Source organism: Streptomyces sp. NPDC048417, from assembly GCF_040651615.1.
In the GTDB taxonomy this organism is placed as follows: domain Bacteria; phylum Actinomycetota; class Actinomycetes; order Streptomycetales; family Streptomycetaceae; genus Streptomyces.
This window is the reverse complement of record NZ_JBEZKI010000003.1, coordinates 239,879-259,441: the sequence shown is the minus strand read 5'-3', so window position 1 is coordinate 259,441 and position 19,563 is coordinate 239,879. Positions and strand designations below refer to the sequence as shown.

The window sequence follows — 19,563 nt, the reverse complement described above, 5'->3', positions numbered from 1 at the left end:
TGTGTGGCAAACCGAACGCGTGCCGTCAACTCTCGGGGTGGGAGGGTGGGTTGGGGCCCTCCACCCGTTCCTTGAAAAGAGGGCTCGGGGCTGGTGGCTTGAGCCTCGGGGCCGTGCGCAGGGTGTCCAGTTTTTCGGGGGTGTCCGTTTCGGTGGCGGGGGCGTAGACGACGATGCGGAGGTCGGAGCCGGGGACCGTGAGGACGTCGAGGTCGAGGGTGAGGTCGCCGACCAGGGGGTGTTCGACGGTCTTGCGGTCGCCGGTGTGGAGGCCCGCGGTGCCGTTGGACCACAGCCGGGCGAAGCGGGGGCTGGTGTGCAGGAGCCGGTCGACCAGTAAGGAGAGACGGGCGTCGTCGGGGTGGGCCACCGCCGTGACCCGCAGGTCGGCCACCAGGGACTCCTCCTCGGCCTCGTCGCCGGCCCAGGACCGTACCGGCCAGGCGGCGATGGCGTCGACCCGGTGGCCGCCGGGGGAGCGGAACATCCCGGCGACGAGATTGCCCTGGTCCCAGCCGTAGGTGCGGGGGTCGCCTATGACGGCGGTCCACATCCGGTTCCAGCTGAGCAGCGTCCAGTCGGCGGCGTAGACCGCGACCGGTGCGTCGCCCAGTTGCCGGACCAGCCGGTGGACCCTCGGCGGCACCTGCCGCGGCACGTCGCCGGTGGCGGGCGGGGTGAGCCTGGCGCAGCGGAACAGGTGGTCGCGCTCCTCGGCGTCCAGGCGCAGGGCCCGGGACAGGGCGCCGACGACCTGGGCCGAGGGGTTGCGGGCGCGGCCCTGTTCGAGCCGCACCACGTAGTCGACGGACAGCCCGGACAGCCGGGCCAGCTCCTCGCGGCGCAGACCCGGGATGCGCCGGTCCGCGGCGGATTCCAGCTCGCCCGTCAGGGGTGAACGGCGCTCCCGCCAGCCGCGCAGGGCGATGCCGAAGTTGTTCGTCGTTGCCATGCGGGCATCATCGTTCGCAATTGTTTGGATGAGCTGCGCGCGATGGAACTCTTGTGCCACATCTGGGTAAAGGCCTGCTTGTGGCAGCGGTCAGGTGCTGAGCGCGGCCTCGGTGGAGCTCCGGGCGGCCGTCCAGTGGGCCCGGGTGAAGGCGGCGGCGGACTCCAGCGCCTCGTCGGCCTCGTCGAGCATGACCGCGAACGACTGGAAGACGTGCGGGACTTGGGGCCAGACCTGGAGTTCGACGCGGACGTCGTCGGCGGCGGCGCGGGCGGCCAGCCGCACGGCGTCGTCCAGCAGGATCTCGTGCGAGCCCACCTGGACGAGCAGCGGCGGCAGTCCCGTCAGGTCGGCGAAGACCGGGCTCGCCAGCGGTTCGGCGCCGGGCGTCGTACCGAGGTAGTCGCGGGCCCGGGTGCGCAGGGCCTGCGGGGTGAGCGCCGGGTCCAGGGCGGCCTTGCCGGTCGCGCTGGCGCCGGACACCGTGAGGTCGGCCCAGGGCGAGAACACCGCGGCCGACGACGGCTGGGGCAGTCCCGCGTCCTTGAGGGCGACCAGCGTGGCGACGGCCAGGCCGCCGCCGGCGGACTCGCCGACGAAGGCGGTCCGGGCCGCGGGGACGCCCTGGTCGAGCAGTGCGCGGTACGCGGCCACGGCGTCCTCGACGGCCGCGGGGAACGGGTTCTCGGGCGCCAGCCGGTAGTCGACGCAGACGGCACGGGCGCCGACCCGCCGGGACACGTCGGCGGCCAGGCCCGCCGCGTCGGTGGCGGAGCCGATGGCGTAGGCGCCGCCGTGGAAGTACAGCACCACGTCGGACGGATCGCCGCCGGGCGTCTCGACCGTGACGACGGGGACGCCGCCGAGCCGGCCGGGGGTGGTCGTGACATCGGGGGGCAGCGGTATCGAGGTCATCATCGTGCGGAAGACAGCGCGCGCTTCCGTTACGTCGCCGCCGACGTCGAGCGGGGCGTGCCGGAGCATCTCGTCGAGGTCGCGGCGTTGTTGCCCGGACATGGCTGTGCCTTTCGTAGCGGGGCAGACGTGGAGGTGCCGACGGTGGGCGGAGGTGGCGGTGCCGACGGTGCCGACGCTCAGCGCGGCGGGCCGACGATGATCTGGCCGTACAGGTCGGCGGCCTCGGCCATCAGGTCCTTGGAGATCTCGAACCCCTCCGGCCGGGCGGTCGACAGGTCGCGCCCCGCGTGCCGGAACATGCCCTCGATGCCGCCCGGAGTGCAGATCATCAGCAGGTCGGCGGTGTCGGAGGTGATCCGGTAGCCGTGCGGGACGTTCTTGGGCAGGTAGACGATCCCGCCCTCCGACAGCTCCAGCTCCTGGTCGTCCGACCACACCAGCGCGGTGCCCTTGATCAGCATGAAGATCTCGTCCTCGCGGGTGTGCATGTGGTACGGCGGCGCCTCCCCCTTGGCGACGCTGAACCGTCCCACGGTCAGCTGTCCGTCGGTGGCCGCGCTGTCCAGGAGGACGGCGAACTGTCCGCCGTCGAGCCATTCGAGTTTCTGCTGCTGGTCGGGCTGGGCGAGGTACATCATGCTCACGGCGAGGTCCGTTCGGTGTGGGTGACCGGTGCGGGGTGACCATCCCGCGCCGATGATCCTCTTCCGGTACCGGCCGCCGCCAGATACGGGGGTGGGACCAGCAGTACCACCGGGCGGGGCCGCCGGGCGGTCATCCTGTACGAGGCGGGCGCGTTCACCTGGCCGCGGTTCCGGGCAACGCTGATCGCCCGGATCGCGGCGTTGTCGCGCGATGAGCCTTACCGGTACTGCCAGTTGTGGCCGGCCGCGCTGGAAGACGTGCGCGTCGGCGTCTCCGCCGTGCCCATGGACGAGGTCACCGCACGCGCCGGACCCTGGCCCGGCGCCCTCCGGGCCACGACCACGGGGTCACTTCTTGACGCCGTCCACAAAGGCCGACCAGGCCTCCGGCCGGAACGCGAGCCTCGGGCCGTGGGGGGCGGTTTTGGAGTCTCGGACGGGGATGAGGGTGGGGTGGGCGTGGGTGATTTCGAGGCAGTCATTGCCGCCCGCGCTATAGCTCGACTTGATCCATACGGCCGTGTGCAGGTCGTGATCAGGGATATTCCTCATGGGCGTAATCCTGCGCCAACGCCTCAATCAGGGCCAAGGACTTCTCTTGCGAGAGCGCGGAGGCTACGAGGAGGTCGTACGCGAACCTCAGTTGGGCGACGGCGGCTGGATCGTCCTCCATGCGCCCGGTGCGCACCCCCTCGCAGTAGACCAGCGGTGGGGCGTCCGCGAACTCCATGAGCTTGAGGGAACCCTGCATCGCCGGGTGCGCACCCGCGCTGAACGGCAGCACCTGCATGATGATCCGGTTCCGGCGGGCCAGACCGGCGACGTGACGCAGTGCTTCCGCCATCACTACAGGGCCGCCGATCTTCCGGTGCAGCGCCGCCTCGTCAAGCACCGTCCACAACACCGGCTTTGTTGGGTGCTCGAGCAGTCGTGCCCGCTCCATACGGCCCTCCACCCACTCCTGGATGGACTCCTCCGACGCCATCGGAGCCCACGGGCGGTCCACGGCCCGTGCGTACTCGGGCGTTTGCAACAGCCCCGGGATCAGGAGCGACGTGTATTGCCTGATCACAGTGGCCTGAGCCTCAGCCTCGACCACCTCCTCGAAGGACGGCTCATACTTCGACTTGGCCACCGCCATGCAGTTCCGCATGAAGAAGCCCGCCGTCTCCAAGACGTCGTCCAGCATTCGGGCGTACTCCGGCATCATCCGCCGCGTCCCCGCCTCCAGCTGCCCGATGAACGACCCGCTCACGAACAGCCGTTGCCCCAGTTCCGTCTGGCTGAGGCCGGCCTTCTCGCGTGCGTGCCGTAACTCGGCCCCCAGGAGCGCTCGCGGTGACGACGACGGGTCCAGGTCCTTCGGTGCCGCCATGGGCAACTCCCTGTTCCACGGACGAGGTTGTTGGGATGTCGTATCTAGCCAGGTTAGAGCGATGGCCGACACGCTGTGTTGCGAATGGTGAACTCAGCGTGGAGGTGGGAAAGGTGCGGCCGACCGAAGAAGTCGTGGAGTCGTTGCGGATGGCCCTGAAGGGCGTGGGGGTCGTGCTGCCGTCGTTGTGCGTCGATCCGGTGACCGGCGCGAGTGACGAGCCCTTCGCCCTGGTCGAGCTGGGGCGTTGCAACGTCCGGGTGGCGGAGCGGCTGGCCTCGGTGGTGCGCGGCGAACGGCCACCCGTCGGGACGTGTGTGACGGACGTACGGGACGGGCGGATCGGCGAGGTCATGGGGCACGTCGGCGGCAAGGTGCAGCTGCGGCCCGTGGCCGGCGGGCGGGAGTGGGACTGTCCGGCGGAGTCGCTGGAACTCACGCCGCCGGACGAGGTGCTGCGGGCGGAGGTGCGGCGGGTCAACAGGGCTCCGCGGCTGCCCTGTTGAGGGCGGTCAGCCCGCGTTCATTTGGCGCGTCATGGCGAGCAACTCGGCGACCTGCCGACGGCGTCTGCGTCCGAGGGTGGTGTCGTCGATGAGTTCGTCGAGGACTGTCCGCGCTCGCTGCGGGTCGATCCCTGAGAGCCACTGTGCGGCCTCCAGGCGGTGGGCGGCCTTCGTCGCGGGGTCCAGGGCGATCTTCGCGTGCAGTGCGGTGGCTGTGTCGTGGTCGGCGTCGTGCAGAAGCCACGCCACCGTGATGCGTTGGCCGATGCCCAAGGTGGTGTCGGCGGCGAGGGTGCGCAGGAGTTCCGCCCGTCCGGGCCTGTCCAGCGTGTTCAGCACAAGCACGGCCTGCATCCGCTCTGAGGACAGCGCATCGGCATCGCGAGCGAGGGCGTGCAGTCGTCGGACGGCGGTTGCCGGATCGGTTTCGGTCAGGGCCAGCGCCGCTTTCACCTGGCGCGACGACTTGGTGCCCCCTGTCGTGTCCGGGGCGAGGTCGCCGAGGAATCGGGCAGGCCGCTCCGCCGGATCGAGTTCGGCGAACACGTTTGCCGCGAGTACTCGGGCATAAGCCCAGGCGGTGGGGTCTGCCGCGATTTCCCGGAGGGCTTCCACGCCGGCCGTCTTGTCGGCGTCGCTCAGTACCGCGGCCGCCCGCAAGCGAGCGAATGCTTCGAGTGACCGATCACGGGCGAACTGGCTGAGCAGACTCATGCAGTCCTTGACCACGACCTCGGGCAGCCAGGTTCCCGACTGCGCCTGCTTGATCAGGAACTGGGGGCCCTCGGCGCCCGCACGCCCCGAGGTCATCCAGGTCAGGAACTCGGTCTTGAGCGGGTGGTCGTCAGGCGTGATGTCGAGGAGGAAGCCGCCGAACGGGTCGTACTGGGGCGGCGTCCAGCGCTTGCCGAGCCGCCGCCGTGGCCGGGCCGAACGCAGGAACGTCTCCCGGAAGACGACCCGGAGTCTCTCCTCCTCGTCGGCGACATGGCGAGCGGCGAAGTACTCCAGGAAGGTCTGGTGGGTGAAGACCAGGTCGTCCGAGCGCGGGATCAGCAGCCCGGTGCCGCACAGGACCGACTCCAGGAACTCCCGCCAGCGTCTTTCCGGCACCGCCGTCGGCCGTGCCCCGCACTCGTGATCCTGTACGGCGTCGAGGACGGCCCGGCCTTCGTGTTCGTCGGCGAAGACCAGCCGGTGGGCCAGGTCGGCGAGGATCGGCCGGAGGTTCTGGACGGTCCGTTCCGCCCCGGCCTCGGCGTCGGAGCCGTACTGCCGCAGGGCGGCCCGGGCCTGTTCCACGGCGCCGGCGGCGTACTGGCGCTCGTGCAGCAGGTCCACGAACCTGCGGTAGAGGTCGCCGCGCCCGCGAGGGGGCGGCTCTGTCGGGGCTTTGGCGCGGAGCTGGCAGAGCATGGACATCATGAGCGGGACCCGGGCGAGATCGATCAGCCCCATCGCGTGGAGTGTGGCGAGGAACCGCTGTGCGGTCTGCTCGGGTTCGGTGACATTCAGGGCGCGAAACCAGCCGGTCGCGACGCGTTCCAGCGCGTCGGCGCGGAACGGTTCCAACTCGTAGCAGGAGACCTGCGGATCGAGGATGCCCTGTTCGGCTTCGCGCACGGGGCGGGTGGCCACGACGAACGCGTACTGGTCGCCGGCGTGGGCCACGGTCCTGAGGACGTCCTCCCGGCCGGAGACGCTCGTGATCTCGTCGAGGCCGTCGACCAGCACCAGCCAGCCGTGCCCCGGGGCCGGACGGTCTTCGAAGAAGGTGTCGGGGAGGGGGGAGGTGAGGCCGTACCGGTGGAGCTGGGCGTTGACGGTGTCGGCGAGGGCTCTGCTGAGGGGAGCGCCGACCAGGGCGGCGGCCGGCACCAGCACCGGCGCGGGGCCCGGGTCGGCGGTGCCGTCGAGCCACTGCGTGGCGCCGTGGGTGAGGCGGGTGCGCAGCAGGCTGGACTTGCCGCCGCCCGGTCCGCCGACGACCAGACAGACCCCGTCACCGGTGAGGACCTCGTCGGCCGGCTGTGGCGGGGCGGCGGGGAGCAGGCCGCTCGCCATGAGTCCGCCGTTCCCGGCGCTCTCCTCGGCGGGCGGGTTCCGGCTCACGACCTGCTGGCGCACGTAGACGTGGGCCAGCGGCGGCATGGTGCCGGGCACGACCCCGGGGTACGGGTGCTCGGTGGCGGCGAGCCGGGCGGCAATCAGATAGCGCTCCAGATCCGTGCCGACCTGGCGCAGCCGGGGCCGGCCGTCGCCGTGGCGCTCCAGTACGTCGGCGAAGCCGGGGTCGTCCACGAACGACCGGGCCGGGCACGCGTGCAGCCGGCGGTTCCCGAACGCCTCGTCGTCGTGGATGACGACCCCGACGAGATGGTCCCGGCAGAAGACAGCGCTGCCGGAGGCGCCGGACCAGGCCCGGACACCGCTCCTGGAGTCCGCTTTTGGTGCGGGGCCCTGGTCGAGGACGTACCGGTCCTGGTCGCCGCTGCCCCCGCCCAGTACGGGCAGCTCTCCCCGCAGGTGCTCGACGCCGTACTGCCCGTCGCTCGTCGTCGCGGCCGGGAAGCCGAGCGCCTCGTAGGGGAGGGGGTCGCCCCCGACCGGGCGGCCCCAGCGCACCGCGCCCGGTGCCTCGACGGACTCGTCGAGCAGGAGCAGGGCGACATCGCGACCGTCGGAGTGGGTCCAGCAGACCTGTGCCGCACAGCGCCGCGTTTCGTCCTGGGGGTGTCCCACGCGTACGTCGATGCGCGGCCAGGTGGCTCCCGGGTGCTCCTCGACGACGTGCCGGGCGGTCAGCACCAGGCGCGGTGCGATCAGGTACCCGCTGCCGATACGCCGGAACCCGGTGTCCGCTCCGGCCCTGACCAGGGTGAGGCGTCGGCGGTCCATGTCAGCCCTCGTCGTCCCAGGAGCCGGACCGCGACCCGCTGATCTCGGGGCTGCCGCCGCCCGTCGCCCGGTCCCTGACCCGGAGCTTCAGCGTCAGCTTGTGCGACCGGGCCGACGAGTGTCCGGCGCCCGCGCCGGCCGTGGCCACCCCGAACTGGAGTTTCCCCTCGCCTTGACGTCGTCGCGCAGTTCCAGCAGCAACTCCAGCTGGGCTTCCTGGATCTCGAAGGCGAACTGTTCGTGCGTGCCTCGGTCCTGGGTCTCGTACAGCTCCTGCCGCAACTCCTCGATGGCTGCGGCCAACCCGATCGTCGCCATGGCAACTCCCCCTGAATGCACGCCTCGTACCCGGAAGTGTGCCCTCACCCTGTCAGGGACCGCTGAAACTGGCCAACTTCTGTGTCCCGGCCGACTTCCGACCAGGCATTGTTGACGATTCTGGCGGCAACTCATCGGCTTCACAGGGAGTCTTCAGAAACCGCTGCTGCACTCATGCCCGCATGAGCCGCCCAGAGAAGAGACGGAAGTGAAGCGAGTGAAGCGCAGAACTGTGGTCATGGGGCTCACGGCGGCCGCCGCGGTTCCGGCGGTCGGGTTCGGATCCGGCGTCGCGCAGGCCGCGACCCGGGCGGGGAGTACGGATGCCTCCCTGGTCTTCGACCCGAGCACCTCCACCGAGCTGACCACCAGCATCACCGACACCGAGGGCACCGCCCACGAGGTGACGTACCACTTCTACAAGGTCGGCAGTTACGTGGCCGCCCCGGTCGACGTCACCTACCAGGGGCTGAACGTCAGCGTTCCGGTGGCGGTCGACGGCACGGCGGTCGACGCCACCGACGCGCCGATCCTGTTCGCCAACTCGGTGGGCGGTTACATGCCCTCCTCGGTGGCCGACGCGACCGGTATCGGGGCCGGCGGGGGCGCGGGCGGGCCCGGGGGACCTGGCGGGCCGGGCGGACCTGGCGGGCCCGGGGGCGGGGACAGCGGGCCGAGCCGGACGTTGCTGGCGCTGCTCGCCGGGTATGTCGTCGTGGAGCCGGGCGCCCGCGGTCGTACCCTCGTCGACTCCTCCGGTGTGTACTACGGCACCGCGCCCGCGGCCATCGTCGACCTCAAGGCGGCCGTGCGGTACGTGAAGTTCAACCGGGGGCGGATACCGGGGAACGTGGAGCGGATCGTCTCGTCCGGTACGAGCGCCGGTGGCGCCCTCTCCGCGCTGCTCGGTGCCTCCGGCGACAGCCCGCTCTACGCGAAGGACCTGGCGGAGCTGGGCGCGGCCGAGGCGAGTGACGCGGTCTTCGCGAGCGGTGACTGGTGCCCGATCACCGACCTGGAGCACGCCGACGCGTCGTACGAGTGGTGCTGGGGCGGCAACCCGCTCGCCGACGGCTCGACCGTGGACGCGGCCGTCTCCGCCGACCTGAAGGCGGAGTTCACCGACTACCTGGCCTCGCTGCGGCTCACCGCACCCGGCTTCGGGCGGCTCACCGACCGCAACCTGGACGAGTACCTGGTGAAGACCCACCTGGAGCCGTCCGCCACCAGCTACCTCGCCGCCCTGTCGGACGCGGACCGTGCCGCCTACCTGGCCGCCAACACGTTCATCACCTGGGACGGCACGAGCGCCACCTTCTCCTGGGCGGACTTCCTCACCCATGTCGGCGCCCGGAAGAAGGGCGCGCCGTCGTTCGACGCCTTCGACCTGTCGACGCCCGAGTGCAACGAGTTCGGCACCGGCACCACCGCCGCCCGCCACTTCACCCTCTACAGCCTGCGGCACGCGGAGGGTTCCAGCGCCCGCCTCGATGGCGACATCCCCGAGCGGCTGCACCAGATGAACCCGATGTTCCACCTGGTGGAGCAGGTGAACCCGAACCGGGCCAGGCACTGGTGGATCCGGCTCGGCACGAAGGACAGCGACACCTCGCTGACCGTCTCCGCGAACCTCGCCGCCCGGCTGAAGAACCTCGGCGACGACGTGGACATCACGTACTACTGGGACGCCGGGCACGGCGCCGACAACGACCCCGGGGAGTTCATCACGTGGATCGCGCAGGTCTCGGGTCACCGGCCCGCGAGCCGTCGGCGCTGAAACTGACGTAGGTGGCCAGGAAGCCGACGGCGTAGCCGGTCAGCAGGCCGCCCGCGTAGACCGCCGCCGCCAGGGCCGGGCCCCTGTTCCCCGTCAGCAGGGGGAACAGGGCCCAGCCCGAGGGGCCGATGGCGGTGGCCCCGACGCGGTCGCCCAGTACGGCGAAGAAGCCGACGAAGGCCCCGCCCGCCGCGCCGCCCGCGCAGGCAGTGAGGAAGGGGCGGCCGAGGGGGAGGGAGACGCCGTAGATGAGGGGTTCGCCGACGCCCAGCAGGCCGGCCGGGAGGGCGGACTTGATGGTCGTACGCAGTGAGGTGTCGTGGCGGAGGCGGACGTACACGGCGAGCGCGGCGCCCACCTGGCCGGCGCCGGCCATGGCCAGGAGGGGGAGCAGGACGGTGTAGCCCTGCTGCTGGATGAGGGTGGTGTGGATGGGGATCAGGGCCTGGTGGAGGCCCAGCATCACGAGGGGGAGGAAGAGGCCGCCGAGGATCAGTCCGGCGAGCGGGCCGGTGGTGGCGAGGAGCCAGTCGGCGGCCGTGCCGATGGCGGAGGAGACGCGACCGGCGGCGTACATGAGGCCGTACAGGGTGGCCAGTCCGGCGACGAGGACGGTGACGGTGGGGGTGAGGAGGACGTCGAGGGCGTCGGGGACGCGGCCTCGGCACCACCGCTCGACGTGGACGGCGAGCAGGGCGGCGGCCAGTGCGCCCAGCACCCCGCCCTGCCCCGGCGCGAGCGCCACGCCGAAGGCGGTCACCTTCGCGACGCCCGGGTAGACGACGATCGCCGCGACCGCACCGCCGAGCACGGGCGTCCCGCCGAACACCTTCGCCGTGTTGTAGCCGACGAACACGCTGATCAGGGCCATGAAGCCGGAGGCGATGGCGGCGAGGGCGGGGGTGAGGGAGGGCAGCAGGCCGGCGTTGACGAGAAGCCCGTTGAGGCCGGCCAGCACCCCGCAGCCGATCAGGGCGGGGATGAGCGGGACGAAGACGTCGGCGATGCGGCGCAGGGCGGTCTTGAGGGGCGTCGCGTTGCGCCGCACACGGGCGGCACGCAACTCGGCTCCACGAGCAGCAAGCTGCTCGGCTCCGCGGGTGGCGGGCTGTCCGGCATCTTGGGCGGCGGGTTGTCCGGCTTCGCGGGTGGTGGGCTGTCCGGCATTTTGGGTGGCGAGTTGCTCGGCTTCGCGGGTGGTGGGCTGTCCGGCTCCGCGGCCGGCGGGTTGTCCGGCATTTTGGGTGGCGGGCTGTTCGGCTTCGCGGGTGGCGGGCTGCCCGGCATCTTGGGTGGCGAGTTGCTCGGCTTCGCGGGCGGCGGGTTGTCCGGCTCCTTGGGCGGCGGGTTGTCCGGCTTCGCGGGTGGTGGGTTGGCCGGCATCTTGGGCGGTCAGGCGTTCGGCTTTGCGAGTGGTGGATTGTTCGGCTCCTTGGGCGGCGAGCCGTTCGGCTTTGCGGGTGGCGGCCTGTTCGGATCCCTGGGTGGCGGGCTGCTCGGTCGTCGGCGGTTCCTCCGGCGTCAGCAACCGCTGGAACTCGGCGGTCACCGTCACCACCACCCCCGGCCCGAGCACCACCTGGAGGCTGTCCCCGGCGGCCACCACCCCCAGCACCCCCGGCACCGCCCGTACCGCCTCCCCCGCCACGAGCGAGGGATCGCTCAGCCCCAGCCGCAGCCGGGTCATGCAGTGGGCGACGGAGGTGATGTTCGCGGGGCCGCCGACGAGGGGCAGCAGTGCGGCGGCGGTGTCGTACGGCGATCTCTGCACACCCCGAGCGTGCGGGTCAGTCGGCCGCCGTGGCGAGCGCGGCGCGCAGACGGCCGCCGGACTCCTCCAGAAGGCGGGCGGCGGTGGGCCCGTCGACACCGGCCAGGATCACCAGAATGGCGTTCTTCACCTCGCCGCCGGTGGCGGTGAGCGCCTGCTCGATCTCCTCGTCCCCGGCCCCGGTCGCGAGCGCCACGATCCGTCTGGAACGGGCGCGCAGCTTCTCGTTCGAGGCCCGGACGTCGACCATCAGGTTCCCGTAGGTCTTGCCGAGCCGGATCATCGTGATCGTCGACAGCATGTTGAGGACGAGCTTCTGGGCGGTGCCGGCCTTCAGACGGGTGGAGCCGGTGAGCAGCTCGGGGCCGACGACCACCTCGATGCCGTGCTCGGCGGCGGCCGCGAGCGCGCTGCCCGCGTTGCAGGAGAGGCCGACGGTGAGGGCGCCGAGGGCGCGGGCGTGCTCGACGGCGCCGACGGCATAGGGGGTGCGGCCGGAGGCGGAGACACCGACGACGGAGTCGCCGGCGGCGACCCCGAGGGCGTCGAGATCCTTCCGGGCCAGCTCCGCCGAGTCCTCGGCGCCTTCCACGGACGTGACCATGGCCTCCGGCCCGCCCGCGATGACACCGACGACCTGACCGGGAGCGGTGTTGAAGGTGGGCGGGCACTCGGAGGCGTCGAGCACCCCCAGCCGGCCGGCGGTACCGGCACCGGCGTAGACGAGCCGCCCGCCCTGGGCCATCCGGGCGGCGACGGCATCGATGGCCCCGGAGATCTCCGGCAGCCGCAGCGCCACGGCGGCGGCGACCCCGGAGTCCTCCCCGTTCATGAGCCGCGCGATGTCGAGGGTGGACAGCGTGTCGATCTCGGAAAGCTCCGGCCGAAACGCCTCGGTGGTGAGCGTTTCGAGCTCGGTGCGCAGAGCGCGGTGTTCGGTGGTCATGGGAAACGGCTCTTTCTCAACACGGACGAGTGCACTGACTCAGGGGCGCGGGGCTGTATCGATATGCGGCTCCGCCGCGTGGGCGCGACAAGCCACGACGCACCGGCACGTTCCCGCGAAGTCCAAGCCCTACGGTCTATCGCGGCACATTACGGTGCCGATGAGCCAACGCCTCATAAGACGCCGCCAGCGCCGGAGCCGCCGCCTCGTACGTCCGCTGGGCCACGCCCACGAACAGGCAGTCCACCACCAGCAACTGACTGGTCCGCGAGGACATCGCGGCCGGCCGCAGCTCACTCTCGCGCGAGGTCGAGGTCGTCAGCACATGGTCGGCGTACTGCGTCACCGAGGAATCCGGCCGCCCGGTGATGGCAACGGTCGTGGCCCCCCGCTCGAACGCGACCCGCAGGGGCTCTATGACATCCCCGGTGGACCCGGAGTGCGTGATGGCGATGGCCACATCCCCGGCCCGCAACTGCACCGCGTTGGTGACCGCCAGATGCGGATCGCTGTGCGCATGCGCTATCAGCCCTATCCGCAGCAGCTTCTGCGTGAGGTCCTGGGCGACCAGCCCGGACGCCCCGATGCCGTAGACGTCGGTCCGCCGGGCCCCGGCGAGCGCGCTCACGGCGGCCCCCAGCTGCACGGTGTCCAGGCCGGCGGCCGTGTCCGCGAGGGTCTGCTGCTCGTCGTAGGCGAGTTTCGCGACGACGTCGGCGATCGGATCGTCGACGGCTATGTCGGTGGTGATCGCGGGCGCCCGCCCCGACTGCTGGTGTGCGGCGAGGCCGGCGAGGGCGAGCCGCAGATCGCGGTAGCCGGGGTAACCGAGCAGCCGGGCGGTGCGCACGACGGTGGCCTCGCTCGTGCCGGTGCGCTCGGCGAGTCCGGTGACCGTGAGGGCCGCGCAGCCGGCGGGGTCGCCCGCGACGGCTTCGGCGACAAGCTGCATGGAGCGGGTCATGGAGGGGGCGAGGGTGCGCACCTTGGCCGCGAGGGCGGCCGGAGCCGGCGGTGCGCTCCCGGGGGCCGGGGCCCCGCCCGGACTGTTGCCGAAAATTTCCTTCACGTTCTCGGTCACCACTGAAAGATATTTTCGTTTCGGGCACCCGGTCAAGACCGCGCACAATGGGTCCATGGACCCCGTAAGCCCCTTGGAACAGGCGCTGCACGCAGCCCGCGCCCTCGTGCTCGCCGACCTGGTGGCGGGCGAGGTGGCCGAGGCGGACGTCGTCTCGCTGGTGGAGGACTCCGTCGTACAGCGTCGCTGGTGGGTCGAGCAGTGGCCGGACGGGGCGGAGTACGTGGCGGGGCTGGTCGCCCAGGACGTACAGGACGCGCTGCTCGAGCGGTACGGCCGCTGGCCGCTGTGCCCGGTGTGCGGCACCGGCGACCCGCACGCCCTGGACGTCGAACCGGAGCTCGGCCCCGACCCGCACTGGGTGTGCCACAAGGCGGGCGTGAAGGTCGCCTCCGTCGGCTCCCTGGGCTCGGCGACGGGCGGGATGGCGTCCTCGTGACGGTGCTCTCGTGAAGGTGCTCTCATGACGGTGTACATCGACCCGCCCAACTGGCCGGGCCACGGCCGCATGTGGTCCCACCTGGTCAGCGACGTCTCCTACGCCGAACTGCACGTCTTCGCGGAGGGGCTGGGCGTCCCCCGGCGCGGCTTCGAACGCGACCACTACGACATCCCGTCCCACCGCTACACGGACGCGGTACGGGCGGGCGCGGTGGAGGTCAGCAGCCGCGAGGTGGTGCGGCTGCTGCACGGCGCGGGGCTGCGCAGACGCAAGAGCGACGTGCCCCGGTAACGGCCTCTGCCGCGCCGAACCCGGCAACGGGCCCTACCGCGCCGCCCGCAGTTCGAAGGCCAGCCCCTCCCCGTCCTCGCTCACCTTGGTGAAGCCGGCGCGGGCGACGACCGCCTGGGAGGGGATGTTGGCGGGTTCGACGGTGGCGAACAGGGAGCGTACGTCGGCACGGGGCAGGGCCCAGTCGGCCAGGGCGCGCAGCGCCTCCGTCGCGTAGCCCTGGCCGCGGGCGGACTCGGCAAGGTCGTAGCCGATCTCCACCCGGCCCTCCTCGTCCGGCGCGGAGTGGAAGCCCATGCCGCCGACCGCGCGGCCGTCCTCCCGGCGGACCAGGGCGAAGACACCGAACTCCGGCCGGTGCACGCCCCCTTCGTACGCCTTCAGCAGGAAGCCGGCGGCCTCCCGGGTGCCCTCGTAGGGGCCGCCCTCGGCCCACTCGAAGCCGCCGTCGCCGCCGAGGCTCAGGTCACGGGCCTCGGCGGGGCGGATGCCGACGAGGTCGAGGCGGTCGGCGGGGATGACGAGGTTGTTGCGCCAGCGCCACTCGGTGACCGGGGCACGGCCGGGCAGCTCGCCGCGGCCGGTGGCCCACAGCAGGGTCTCCCAGGGCGTCGGACCGGGCTGGACGTGCGGGAAGAGCAGGGTCAGGACGGACTCGGCCAGTTCGTCGGACGGCCGGTAGGGGACTCCGAGGCCCGTCGCCATGTCGTGTGCGTGCAGCAGCACTTCGGCGACGCCCATCGCGGCGAAGCCGACACGGTCCGCGCTGCGGAAGGGGTACGGGTGGAAGGCGCGGATCGCGCGCGGGGTGGTCCGGACGGTGGCGGCGAGCAGGGCACCGGTCGTCTCGATCACGTGCAGCAGGCCGGAGTTGTCGGTGCCGTCGTCGAGCTTCAGCTCGAAGGGCACGTACGCGTCCTGGGCGCGCCCGGCCAGATTGCCGGCGTACGCGACGAGATCGTCGGCGACATGGACCGCCGTCTCATGGCAGTTCCAGTCCAGGTTCCCCGCCTTCACCTCCGTCCAGTCCCGTGCCACCGTCGGCCGCAGCGCCGCGACACAGCTCGCGACGGCCTCAATTACCTGATCCCCGCCCATTTCACGCATGAGCCGCACCCTAGGACGCCGGATCCCCTGCGGTCGACAGCATTTCAAGCTCGGCGGCGAGGTTGTAGCGGGCGGTCGGCTCCCATGCCGCCTGGCCATGCGGGGTCCTGAAGAGCCTTGGCAGGTCGAGCAGTTGGCGGAGAATCACGGAACGGCCGTCGCGGAAGGCGTCGTTCGGGACGAAGTGGTACTCCTCGCGTACCTCGGCGGTGTAGGCGGCGTACGCGGTGGGCGGGGCGGCGAGGATCGCCAGGTCGGCGTCGCACAGGACCTCGCCGTTGCGGTCGCCGGGGGCCGGGTCGTGGGTGACGGTGAGCCGGACCAGGCGGGCGACCTCGGCGGTCGGGGCCGCGGCGACCCCCGCCTCGGGGAGGGCGCGTTCGGCGAGGCGGGCCGAGCGCTCCTCGTTCTCCGAGCGGTCCGGTAGATACACCGCGTCGTGGAACCAGGCGGCGAGCCGCACCAGATCGGGGTCGTCCGCGTACTCCTCCAGTACGTCGACGTGGTCGAGGACCGCCGTGAGGTGGGCCAGGGTGTGGTACCGGCGCTGGGGCTCCTGCCAGCGGCGCAACAGCTCGTCGGCGTACGGGTCGGTGTCGGGGTGGCGGGTGTCTTCGTCCCGCGCCCTCTGCACGGCGCGCCGCCAGCGGACGCGCAGTTCCTGGAGATCGGCCATGCCCCCATTCTCCCGCGCGCCACCGACATGCCCCTAGCGTGGAAGGCATGACTGCTGCCGACGACGTACGTGATCCCTTGCTGCCCGGACGTCTGCTCGCCGTCGAGCGTGACGCGCTGCTTCCGCTTCTGCGCTCCCGGCCGGACGCGGACTTCGCGCTGCCGGCCGCCGCGTGTCCGGGGTGGACGGTGCGCGATGTGCTCGCACACTGTTCGGCCGTGCTGATCCGGGTGGTGGAGAGCCGCTTCGAGAAGGGGGTGTTCTCGCCCGAGTCGAACGACCGGGACATCGCCGACCGCGCCGAGTGGACGAACGCTCGGGTCCTGGAGGAGCTGGAACGCGGGATGGCCGAGGCAGGGGAGGTGATCGCGGGGCGGGACGACGGGGCCTGGGACGGCATCGCCTTCGGGGAGTGGGTGCACGCCGGTGACGTCCGTGACGCGCTCGGCGAGCCCGGCGCCTACACGGGCGCGGGCCGGCCGTACGCGCTCTCGCTGCTGGCCCGGGTCACCCGGGAGCGGGGGCGTCCGCGGTTGCATGCCGACCTGGACGACGTGGACGAGCCGGTGCAACTGGGAGCGAGGAGCGGCACACGGACACCGGCCCGTTTCATCGGCGACTCGGCGACGCTCGTACGGCTGTACACGGGGCGGGCGGTCGACGGGGCGTCGTACGAGCTGACGGGAGCGGCGGTGGAGGAGCTGAATCTGTACGGGTGAAGGAGCCGAATCTGTCCGAGTGAGTGGCCGGGGGCGGTCTCGCGGCCGTATACGGCTCCCACGTACCCTTGGATTGGACTAGACCTCCTGCGGTCGGCCGGTCCCCGGATCGGCCGGCCGCGCCATGGGTACACGGGGAACACCACGGAAGGGGCCCTATGAGCACGCGTGCAGTCCTGGAGGTGATCGCCCTCGACGCAGAGGACGCGGTCGCCGCCCAGGCCGGAGGCGCGGACCGCCTCGAACTGGTCACCGACATGGCGGCCGACGGGCTGACCCCGCCGCCCCGGACCTTCACTGCGATCCGGGCCGCTGTCGACATCGACCTGCGCGTGATGCTGCGGCCGGCGGACGGGTTCGCGGCGGGGGACGTCGACCGCCTGCTCGGGGTGGCCGCGGAGCTGCGGGCGGCGGGGGCCGACCAGTTCGTGCTCGGGTTCCTCGGCGCGCACGGGGATGTGGACCTGGCGGCCGTGGAGCGCGTGGTGGCCGAGCTGGCGGGCTGCCTCTGGACCTTCCACCGGGCCATCGACCGCGCCGCCGACCGCGACGCGCTGCGCAAGCAGCTCGCCGACCTTCCGGGCCTCGACACCTACCTCACCGCGGGCGCGGCGACGGGCGTGGACGAGGGGCTGCCCACCCTGCTGGCCGAGGCACGGCGCCGCGGTGAGCCGGGGTACGGGCAGACGCTTCTGGTGGGGGGAGGCCTGCGGCTCGACCATGTGCCGGGGCTGCGGGCGGCGGGGATCGACGCGTTCCACATCGGCGGCGCGGCACGGCCCGGCGGCTGGGACGGACCGGTCTCGGCGTCGGCCGTACGGGAGTGGCGCCGGGTGCTCGACGAAGAGTGAGCGGCCCCCCGGAGGGCGTGGGGTGAGGTGCGCGAGTGGGCGGCGGTCATGGATCCGACGCCCGCCGCATCTTCAAACTCGGTCCGCTGGCCGCTGGCCGCTGGCCGCTGGCCGCTGGCCGCTGGCCGCTGGCCGCTGGCCGCTGGCCGCTGCCCTCTGCCCTCTGCCCTCTGCCCTCTGCCCTCTGCCCTCTGCCCTCTGCCCTCTGCCCTCTGCCCTCTGCCCTCTGCCCTCTGCCCTCTGCCCTCGCGCAGTAACCCCATGGCGTTCATTTAAATGAACACAGGGTTCGGCACATCGAGAGCGTCTGTTATAGTGAACATATGGTTCACTCAAACGACTTTCGGGGCCGTTGATGGGCCCGCAGTCCGGGGCCGGGCGGCAGCCGGTGAGCAGCACCGCGGCCGCGGTCGGCGCGAAGATCCGGCTGCGCCGTCAGCAGCGCGGCATGAGCGCGGCGGAGATGGCCCGGCGCGCCGGACTGAGCAAGGCCACCCTGTCCCAGCTGGAGGCCGGCCGGGGCAACCCGACCATCGACACCCTGGACGCCATCGCGATCGCACTGCGCATCCCGATCGCGGACCTGCTCGCCCGTGACGCCGACACCGGCCCGGTCTACCGGCCGGGCACGGAAGCCGAACCCGGCGAGGTCACCCGCGAGCTGCTGCGCCGCATCAGCAGCGGCAACAGCCTGGAGATCTGGCGGCTGCGCATCCGGCCCGAGACCGAGCTGGCCGGTGTCCCGCACGCCACCGGCACGATCGAGCACCTGATCGTCGCCACCGGCCACGTCACCGCCGGACCGGTCGACGCCCCGCACGACCTCGGCCCCGGCGACATGCTCGCCTTCGCCGGTGACGCCCCGCACTTCTACCGCACCGGCGCCGAGGCGGTGGACATCACCGTCGTCTTCGCCTCCCCCATCAGCGCCTGAGAACGGGAACACCCCTCATGAGCACCGTCACCGCCACCACCACCGCCACCACCCCCTCCGGCCTGTCCTTCGTCAGCGACAACATGGCCGGCGCCTCGCCACGCATAGCCGGCGCCGTCGCCGAAGCCGCCGCAGGTCAGGTCCTGCCCTACGGCAACGACCCCTTCACCGAGCGCGCCCGCGGCAGGCTCGCCGAGATCTTCGAACGGGACGTCGACGTCTTCCCCGTCTCCACCGGATCCGCCGCCAACGGCCTCGCCCTGGCCGCCCTCACCCCGCCGTGGGGCAGCGTCCTCGCCCACCAGGACAGCCACATCCACCACGACGAATGCGGGGCACCCGAGTTCTTCACCGGCGGCGCCAAGCTCGTCCGACTCCCCGGCCTCGACAGCAAGATCGACCCCGAGGCGCTCCAGGCGGCGGTGCGCCGCCGCGCCGGCGACGTCCACAGCGTGCAGCCGTCCGTGGTGAGCATCAGCCAGGCCACCGAGAGCGGCAGCGTCCACACCGTCGAGGAGATCCGCCGACTGTCCTCGATCGCCAAGGACGCGGGCCTGCGCGTCCACATGGACGGCGCTCGCTTCGCCAACGCACTGGTCCACCTCGATGCCAGCCCCGCCGAGATGACCTGGAAGGCGGGGGTCGACGTCCTGTCCTTCGGCGCCACCAAGAACGGCGCGATGACCGCCGACGCCATCGTCTCCTTCGATCCCGCCCTCGCCACGGAGCTGGCCTTCCGGGCCAAGCGCGGCGGTCAGCTCACCTCCAAGATGCGCTTCCAGACGGCCCAGCTCGACGCCTACCTCACCGACGACCTGTGGCTGGACAACGCCCGCCGGGCCAATGCCATGGCCACCCGTCTCGGCACCGGCCTCAAGGCCATCCCCGGCGTCGGCCTGCTGGCCGCCCCGCAGGCCAACATCCTCTTCTGCCGCCTGCCCCAGCACGTCACCGACGGCCTCCTCGCCGAGGGCTACGCCTTCTACCACGACCGCTGGGAGCCGGGCATCGTCCGCTTCGTCACCGCCTTCTCCCACCAGGCCGACGACATCGACCAGCTCCTCGACGCGGTCCACCGCCACAGCGCCTGAACCCACGAGGGCGTCGAGGACCAGACGGAGCACGCCGAACCGGCCCACACGCCCGCGCGTCACGTCCGCCGGACGGTGCCGCGCCACCGGGTCGCCCACCTCGCGTCGCGACCGTCGCCCGTCCCCGGCTCGATCCCGCTCTGCACAGCGGTACCGATGTCCCCGAAGGTCGGTGCCGGCGGGCCGGGACCGTCTGCGTCAGGTCAGCTGGGGCGGGAGCGGGGCCGTGTGTGTCACGATCAGGCCGGAGACGGCCCGGGTGAGGG

General features: G+C 72.0%; 19 protein-coding genes and 1 pseudogene. 8 read left to right on the top strand and 12 right to left on the bottom strand.

The genetic code is table 11. The annotated features are described in order from the left end of the window. Nucleotides 1–25: 25 nt before the first annotated feature. The 5 genes from AB0D59_RS06095 to AB0D59_RS06075 all read right to left on the bottom strand — a co-directional run bounded on the left by AB0D59_RS06095 (nucleotide 26) and on the right by AB0D59_RS06075 (nucleotide 3,889). Nucleotides 26–952 carry a helix-turn-helix transcriptional regulator gene (locus AB0D59_RS06095; RefSeq protein ID WP_362561340.1) on the bottom strand — a complete coding sequence of 309 codons (927 nt, stop codon included), beginning with the start codon at nucleotides 950–952 and terminating at the stop codon, nucleotides 26–28. Between the two features lie 90 nt (nucleotides 953–1,042). Continuing rightward, nucleotides 1,043–1,969 (bottom strand): alpha/beta hydrolase, encoded by a 927-nt coding sequence (locus AB0D59_RS06090; protein WP_362561337.1) that lies wholly within the window; start codon nucleotides 1,967–1,969, stop codon nucleotides 1,043–1,045. 77 nt (nucleotides 1,970–2,046) lie between these two features. Then, nucleotides 2,047–2,508 carry a cupin domain-containing protein gene (locus tag AB0D59_RS06085; protein ID WP_362561725.1) on the bottom strand — a complete coding sequence of 154 codons (462 nt, stop codon included), beginning with the start codon at nucleotides 2,506–2,508 and terminating at the stop codon, nucleotides 2,047–2,049. A 354-nt stretch (nucleotides 2,509–2,862) separates the two neighbouring features. Then, the gene (locus AB0D59_RS06080; RefSeq protein ID WP_362561334.1) at nucleotides 2,863–3,066 is read right to left on the bottom strand and encodes a DUF397 domain-containing protein; all 204 of its coding nucleotides are present in this window, start codon (nucleotides 3,064–3,066) and stop codon (nucleotides 2,863–2,865) included. Further along, nucleotides 3,050–3,889, bottom strand: coding sequence for a helix-turn-helix transcriptional regulator (locus AB0D59_RS06075; protein WP_362561331.1), 840 nt, complete (start codon nucleotides 3,887–3,889; stop codon nucleotides 3,050–3,052). Before AB0D59_RS06075 ends, AB0D59_RS06080 begins: the two co-directional genes overlap by 17 nt. Nucleotides 3,890–4,002: 113 nt before the next feature. Between AB0D59_RS06075 and AB0D59_RS06070 the strand changes: the two genes are divergently transcribed. Continuing rightward, entirely contained in the window at nucleotides 4,003–4,395 is a 393-nt protein-coding gene (locus AB0D59_RS06070) for a hypothetical protein (protein ID WP_362561328.1), read from the top strand. 6 nt (nucleotides 4,396–4,401) lie between these two features. Here the strand turns inward: AB0D59_RS06070 and AB0D59_RS06065 are convergent, their stop codons facing one another. Both AB0D59_RS06065 and AB0D59_RS06060 read right to left on the bottom strand, forming a co-directional pair. Beyond that, nucleotides 4,402–7,293: a trypsin-like peptidase domain-containing protein gene (locus AB0D59_RS06065; RefSeq protein WP_362561325.1), complete on the bottom strand. Its 2,892-nt coding sequence runs from the start codon at nucleotides 7,291–7,293 to the stop codon at nucleotides 4,402–4,404. Between the two features lies 1 nt (nucleotide 7,294). Further along, nucleotides 7,295–7,611: pseudogene (locus AB0D59_RS06060) on the bottom strand (trypco2 family protein). Nucleotides 7,612–7,849: 238 nt separating this feature from the next. Here AB0D59_RS06060 and AB0D59_RS06055 point away from each other — a divergent pair. Then, on the top strand, nucleotides 7,850–9,388 hold the full coding sequence (locus AB0D59_RS06055) for a subtype B tannase (RefSeq protein WP_362561722.1): 1,539 nt from the start codon (nucleotides 7,850–7,852) through the stop codon (nucleotides 9,386–9,388). On the opposite strand, the gene AB0D59_RS06050 is transcribed toward AB0D59_RS06055, so the two are convergent. From AB0D59_RS06050 to AB0D59_RS06040, 3 genes are all read right to left on the bottom strand, one after another. Then, nucleotides 9,336–11,159 (bottom strand): PTS transporter subunit EIIC, encoded by a 1,824-nt coding sequence (locus AB0D59_RS06050; protein WP_362561322.1) that lies wholly within the window; start codon nucleotides 11,157–11,159, stop codon nucleotides 9,336–9,338. The two genes, AB0D59_RS06055 and AB0D59_RS06050, sit on opposite strands and share 53 nt — an antisense overlap. Nucleotides 11,160–11,175: 16 nt before the next feature. Next, complete coding sequence (murQ, locus tag AB0D59_RS06045; protein WP_362561319.1) at nucleotides 11,176–12,105, bottom strand: N-acetylmuramic acid 6-phosphate etherase; 930 nt, start codon at nucleotides 12,103–12,105, stop codon at nucleotides 11,176–11,178. Nucleotides 12,106–12,241: 136 nt separating this feature from the next. Further along, nucleotides 12,242–13,186, bottom strand: coding sequence for a MurR/RpiR family transcriptional regulator (locus tag AB0D59_RS06040; protein ID WP_362561316.1), 945 nt, complete (start codon nucleotides 13,184–13,186; stop codon nucleotides 12,242–12,244). 55 nt (nucleotides 13,187–13,241) lie between these two features. Between AB0D59_RS06040 and AB0D59_RS06035 the strand changes: the two genes are divergently transcribed. Both AB0D59_RS06035 and AB0D59_RS06030 read left to right on the top strand, forming a co-directional pair. Next, a complete protein-coding gene (locus AB0D59_RS06035; RefSeq protein ID WP_362561314.1) occupies nucleotides 13,242–13,625 on the top strand; it encodes a hypothetical protein in 384 nt (127 codons plus the stop codon). A 24-nt stretch (nucleotides 13,626–13,649) separates the two neighbouring features. Beyond that, the gene (locus AB0D59_RS06030) at nucleotides 13,650–13,919 is read left to right on the top strand and encodes a DUF4031 domain-containing protein (protein ID WP_362561312.1); all 270 of its coding nucleotides are present in this window, start codon (nucleotides 13,650–13,652) and stop codon (nucleotides 13,917–13,919) included. A gap of 33 nt (nucleotides 13,920–13,952) precedes the next feature. Here the strand turns inward: AB0D59_RS06030 and AB0D59_RS06025 are convergent, their stop codons facing one another. Then, nucleotides 13,953–15,026 (bottom strand): GNAT family N-acetyltransferase, encoded by a 1,074-nt coding sequence (locus AB0D59_RS06025; protein ID WP_362561309.1) that lies wholly within the window; start codon nucleotides 15,024–15,026, stop codon nucleotides 13,953–13,955. 10 nt (nucleotides 15,027–15,036) lie between these two features. Beyond that, nucleotides 15,037–15,702: a hypothetical protein gene (locus AB0D59_RS06020; RefSeq protein ID WP_362561306.1), complete on the bottom strand. Its 666-nt coding sequence runs from the start codon at nucleotides 15,700–15,702 to the stop codon at nucleotides 15,037–15,039. 47 nt (nucleotides 15,703–15,749) lie between these two features. Here AB0D59_RS06020 and AB0D59_RS06015 point away from each other — a divergent pair, with 47 nt between their 5' ends. From AB0D59_RS06015 to AB0D59_RS06000, 4 genes are all read left to right on the top strand, one after another. Then, nucleotides 15,750–16,421 (top strand): maleylpyruvate isomerase family mycothiol-dependent enzyme, encoded by a 672-nt coding sequence (locus AB0D59_RS06015; protein ID WP_362561303.1) that lies wholly within the window; start codon nucleotides 15,750–15,752, stop codon nucleotides 16,419–16,421. 158 nt (nucleotides 16,422–16,579) lie between these two features. Continuing rightward, on the top strand, nucleotides 16,580–17,272 hold the full coding sequence (locus tag AB0D59_RS06010) for a copper homeostasis protein CutC (RefSeq protein ID WP_362561300.1): 693 nt from the start codon (nucleotides 16,580–16,582) through the stop codon (nucleotides 17,270–17,272). A 388-nt stretch (nucleotides 17,273–17,660) separates the two neighbouring features. Beyond that, nucleotides 17,661–18,206 carry an XRE family transcriptional regulator gene (locus tag AB0D59_RS06005; protein WP_362561297.1) on the top strand — a complete coding sequence of 182 codons (546 nt, stop codon included), beginning with the start codon at nucleotides 17,661–17,663 and terminating at the stop codon, nucleotides 18,204–18,206. 17 nt (nucleotides 18,207–18,223) lie between these two features. After that, nucleotides 18,224–19,297 carry a low specificity L-threonine aldolase gene (locus AB0D59_RS06000; protein ID WP_362561295.1) on the top strand — a complete coding sequence of 358 codons (1,074 nt, stop codon included), beginning with the start codon at nucleotides 18,224–18,226 and terminating at the stop codon, nucleotides 19,295–19,297. Nucleotides 19,298–19,563 lie beyond the last annotated feature (266 nt).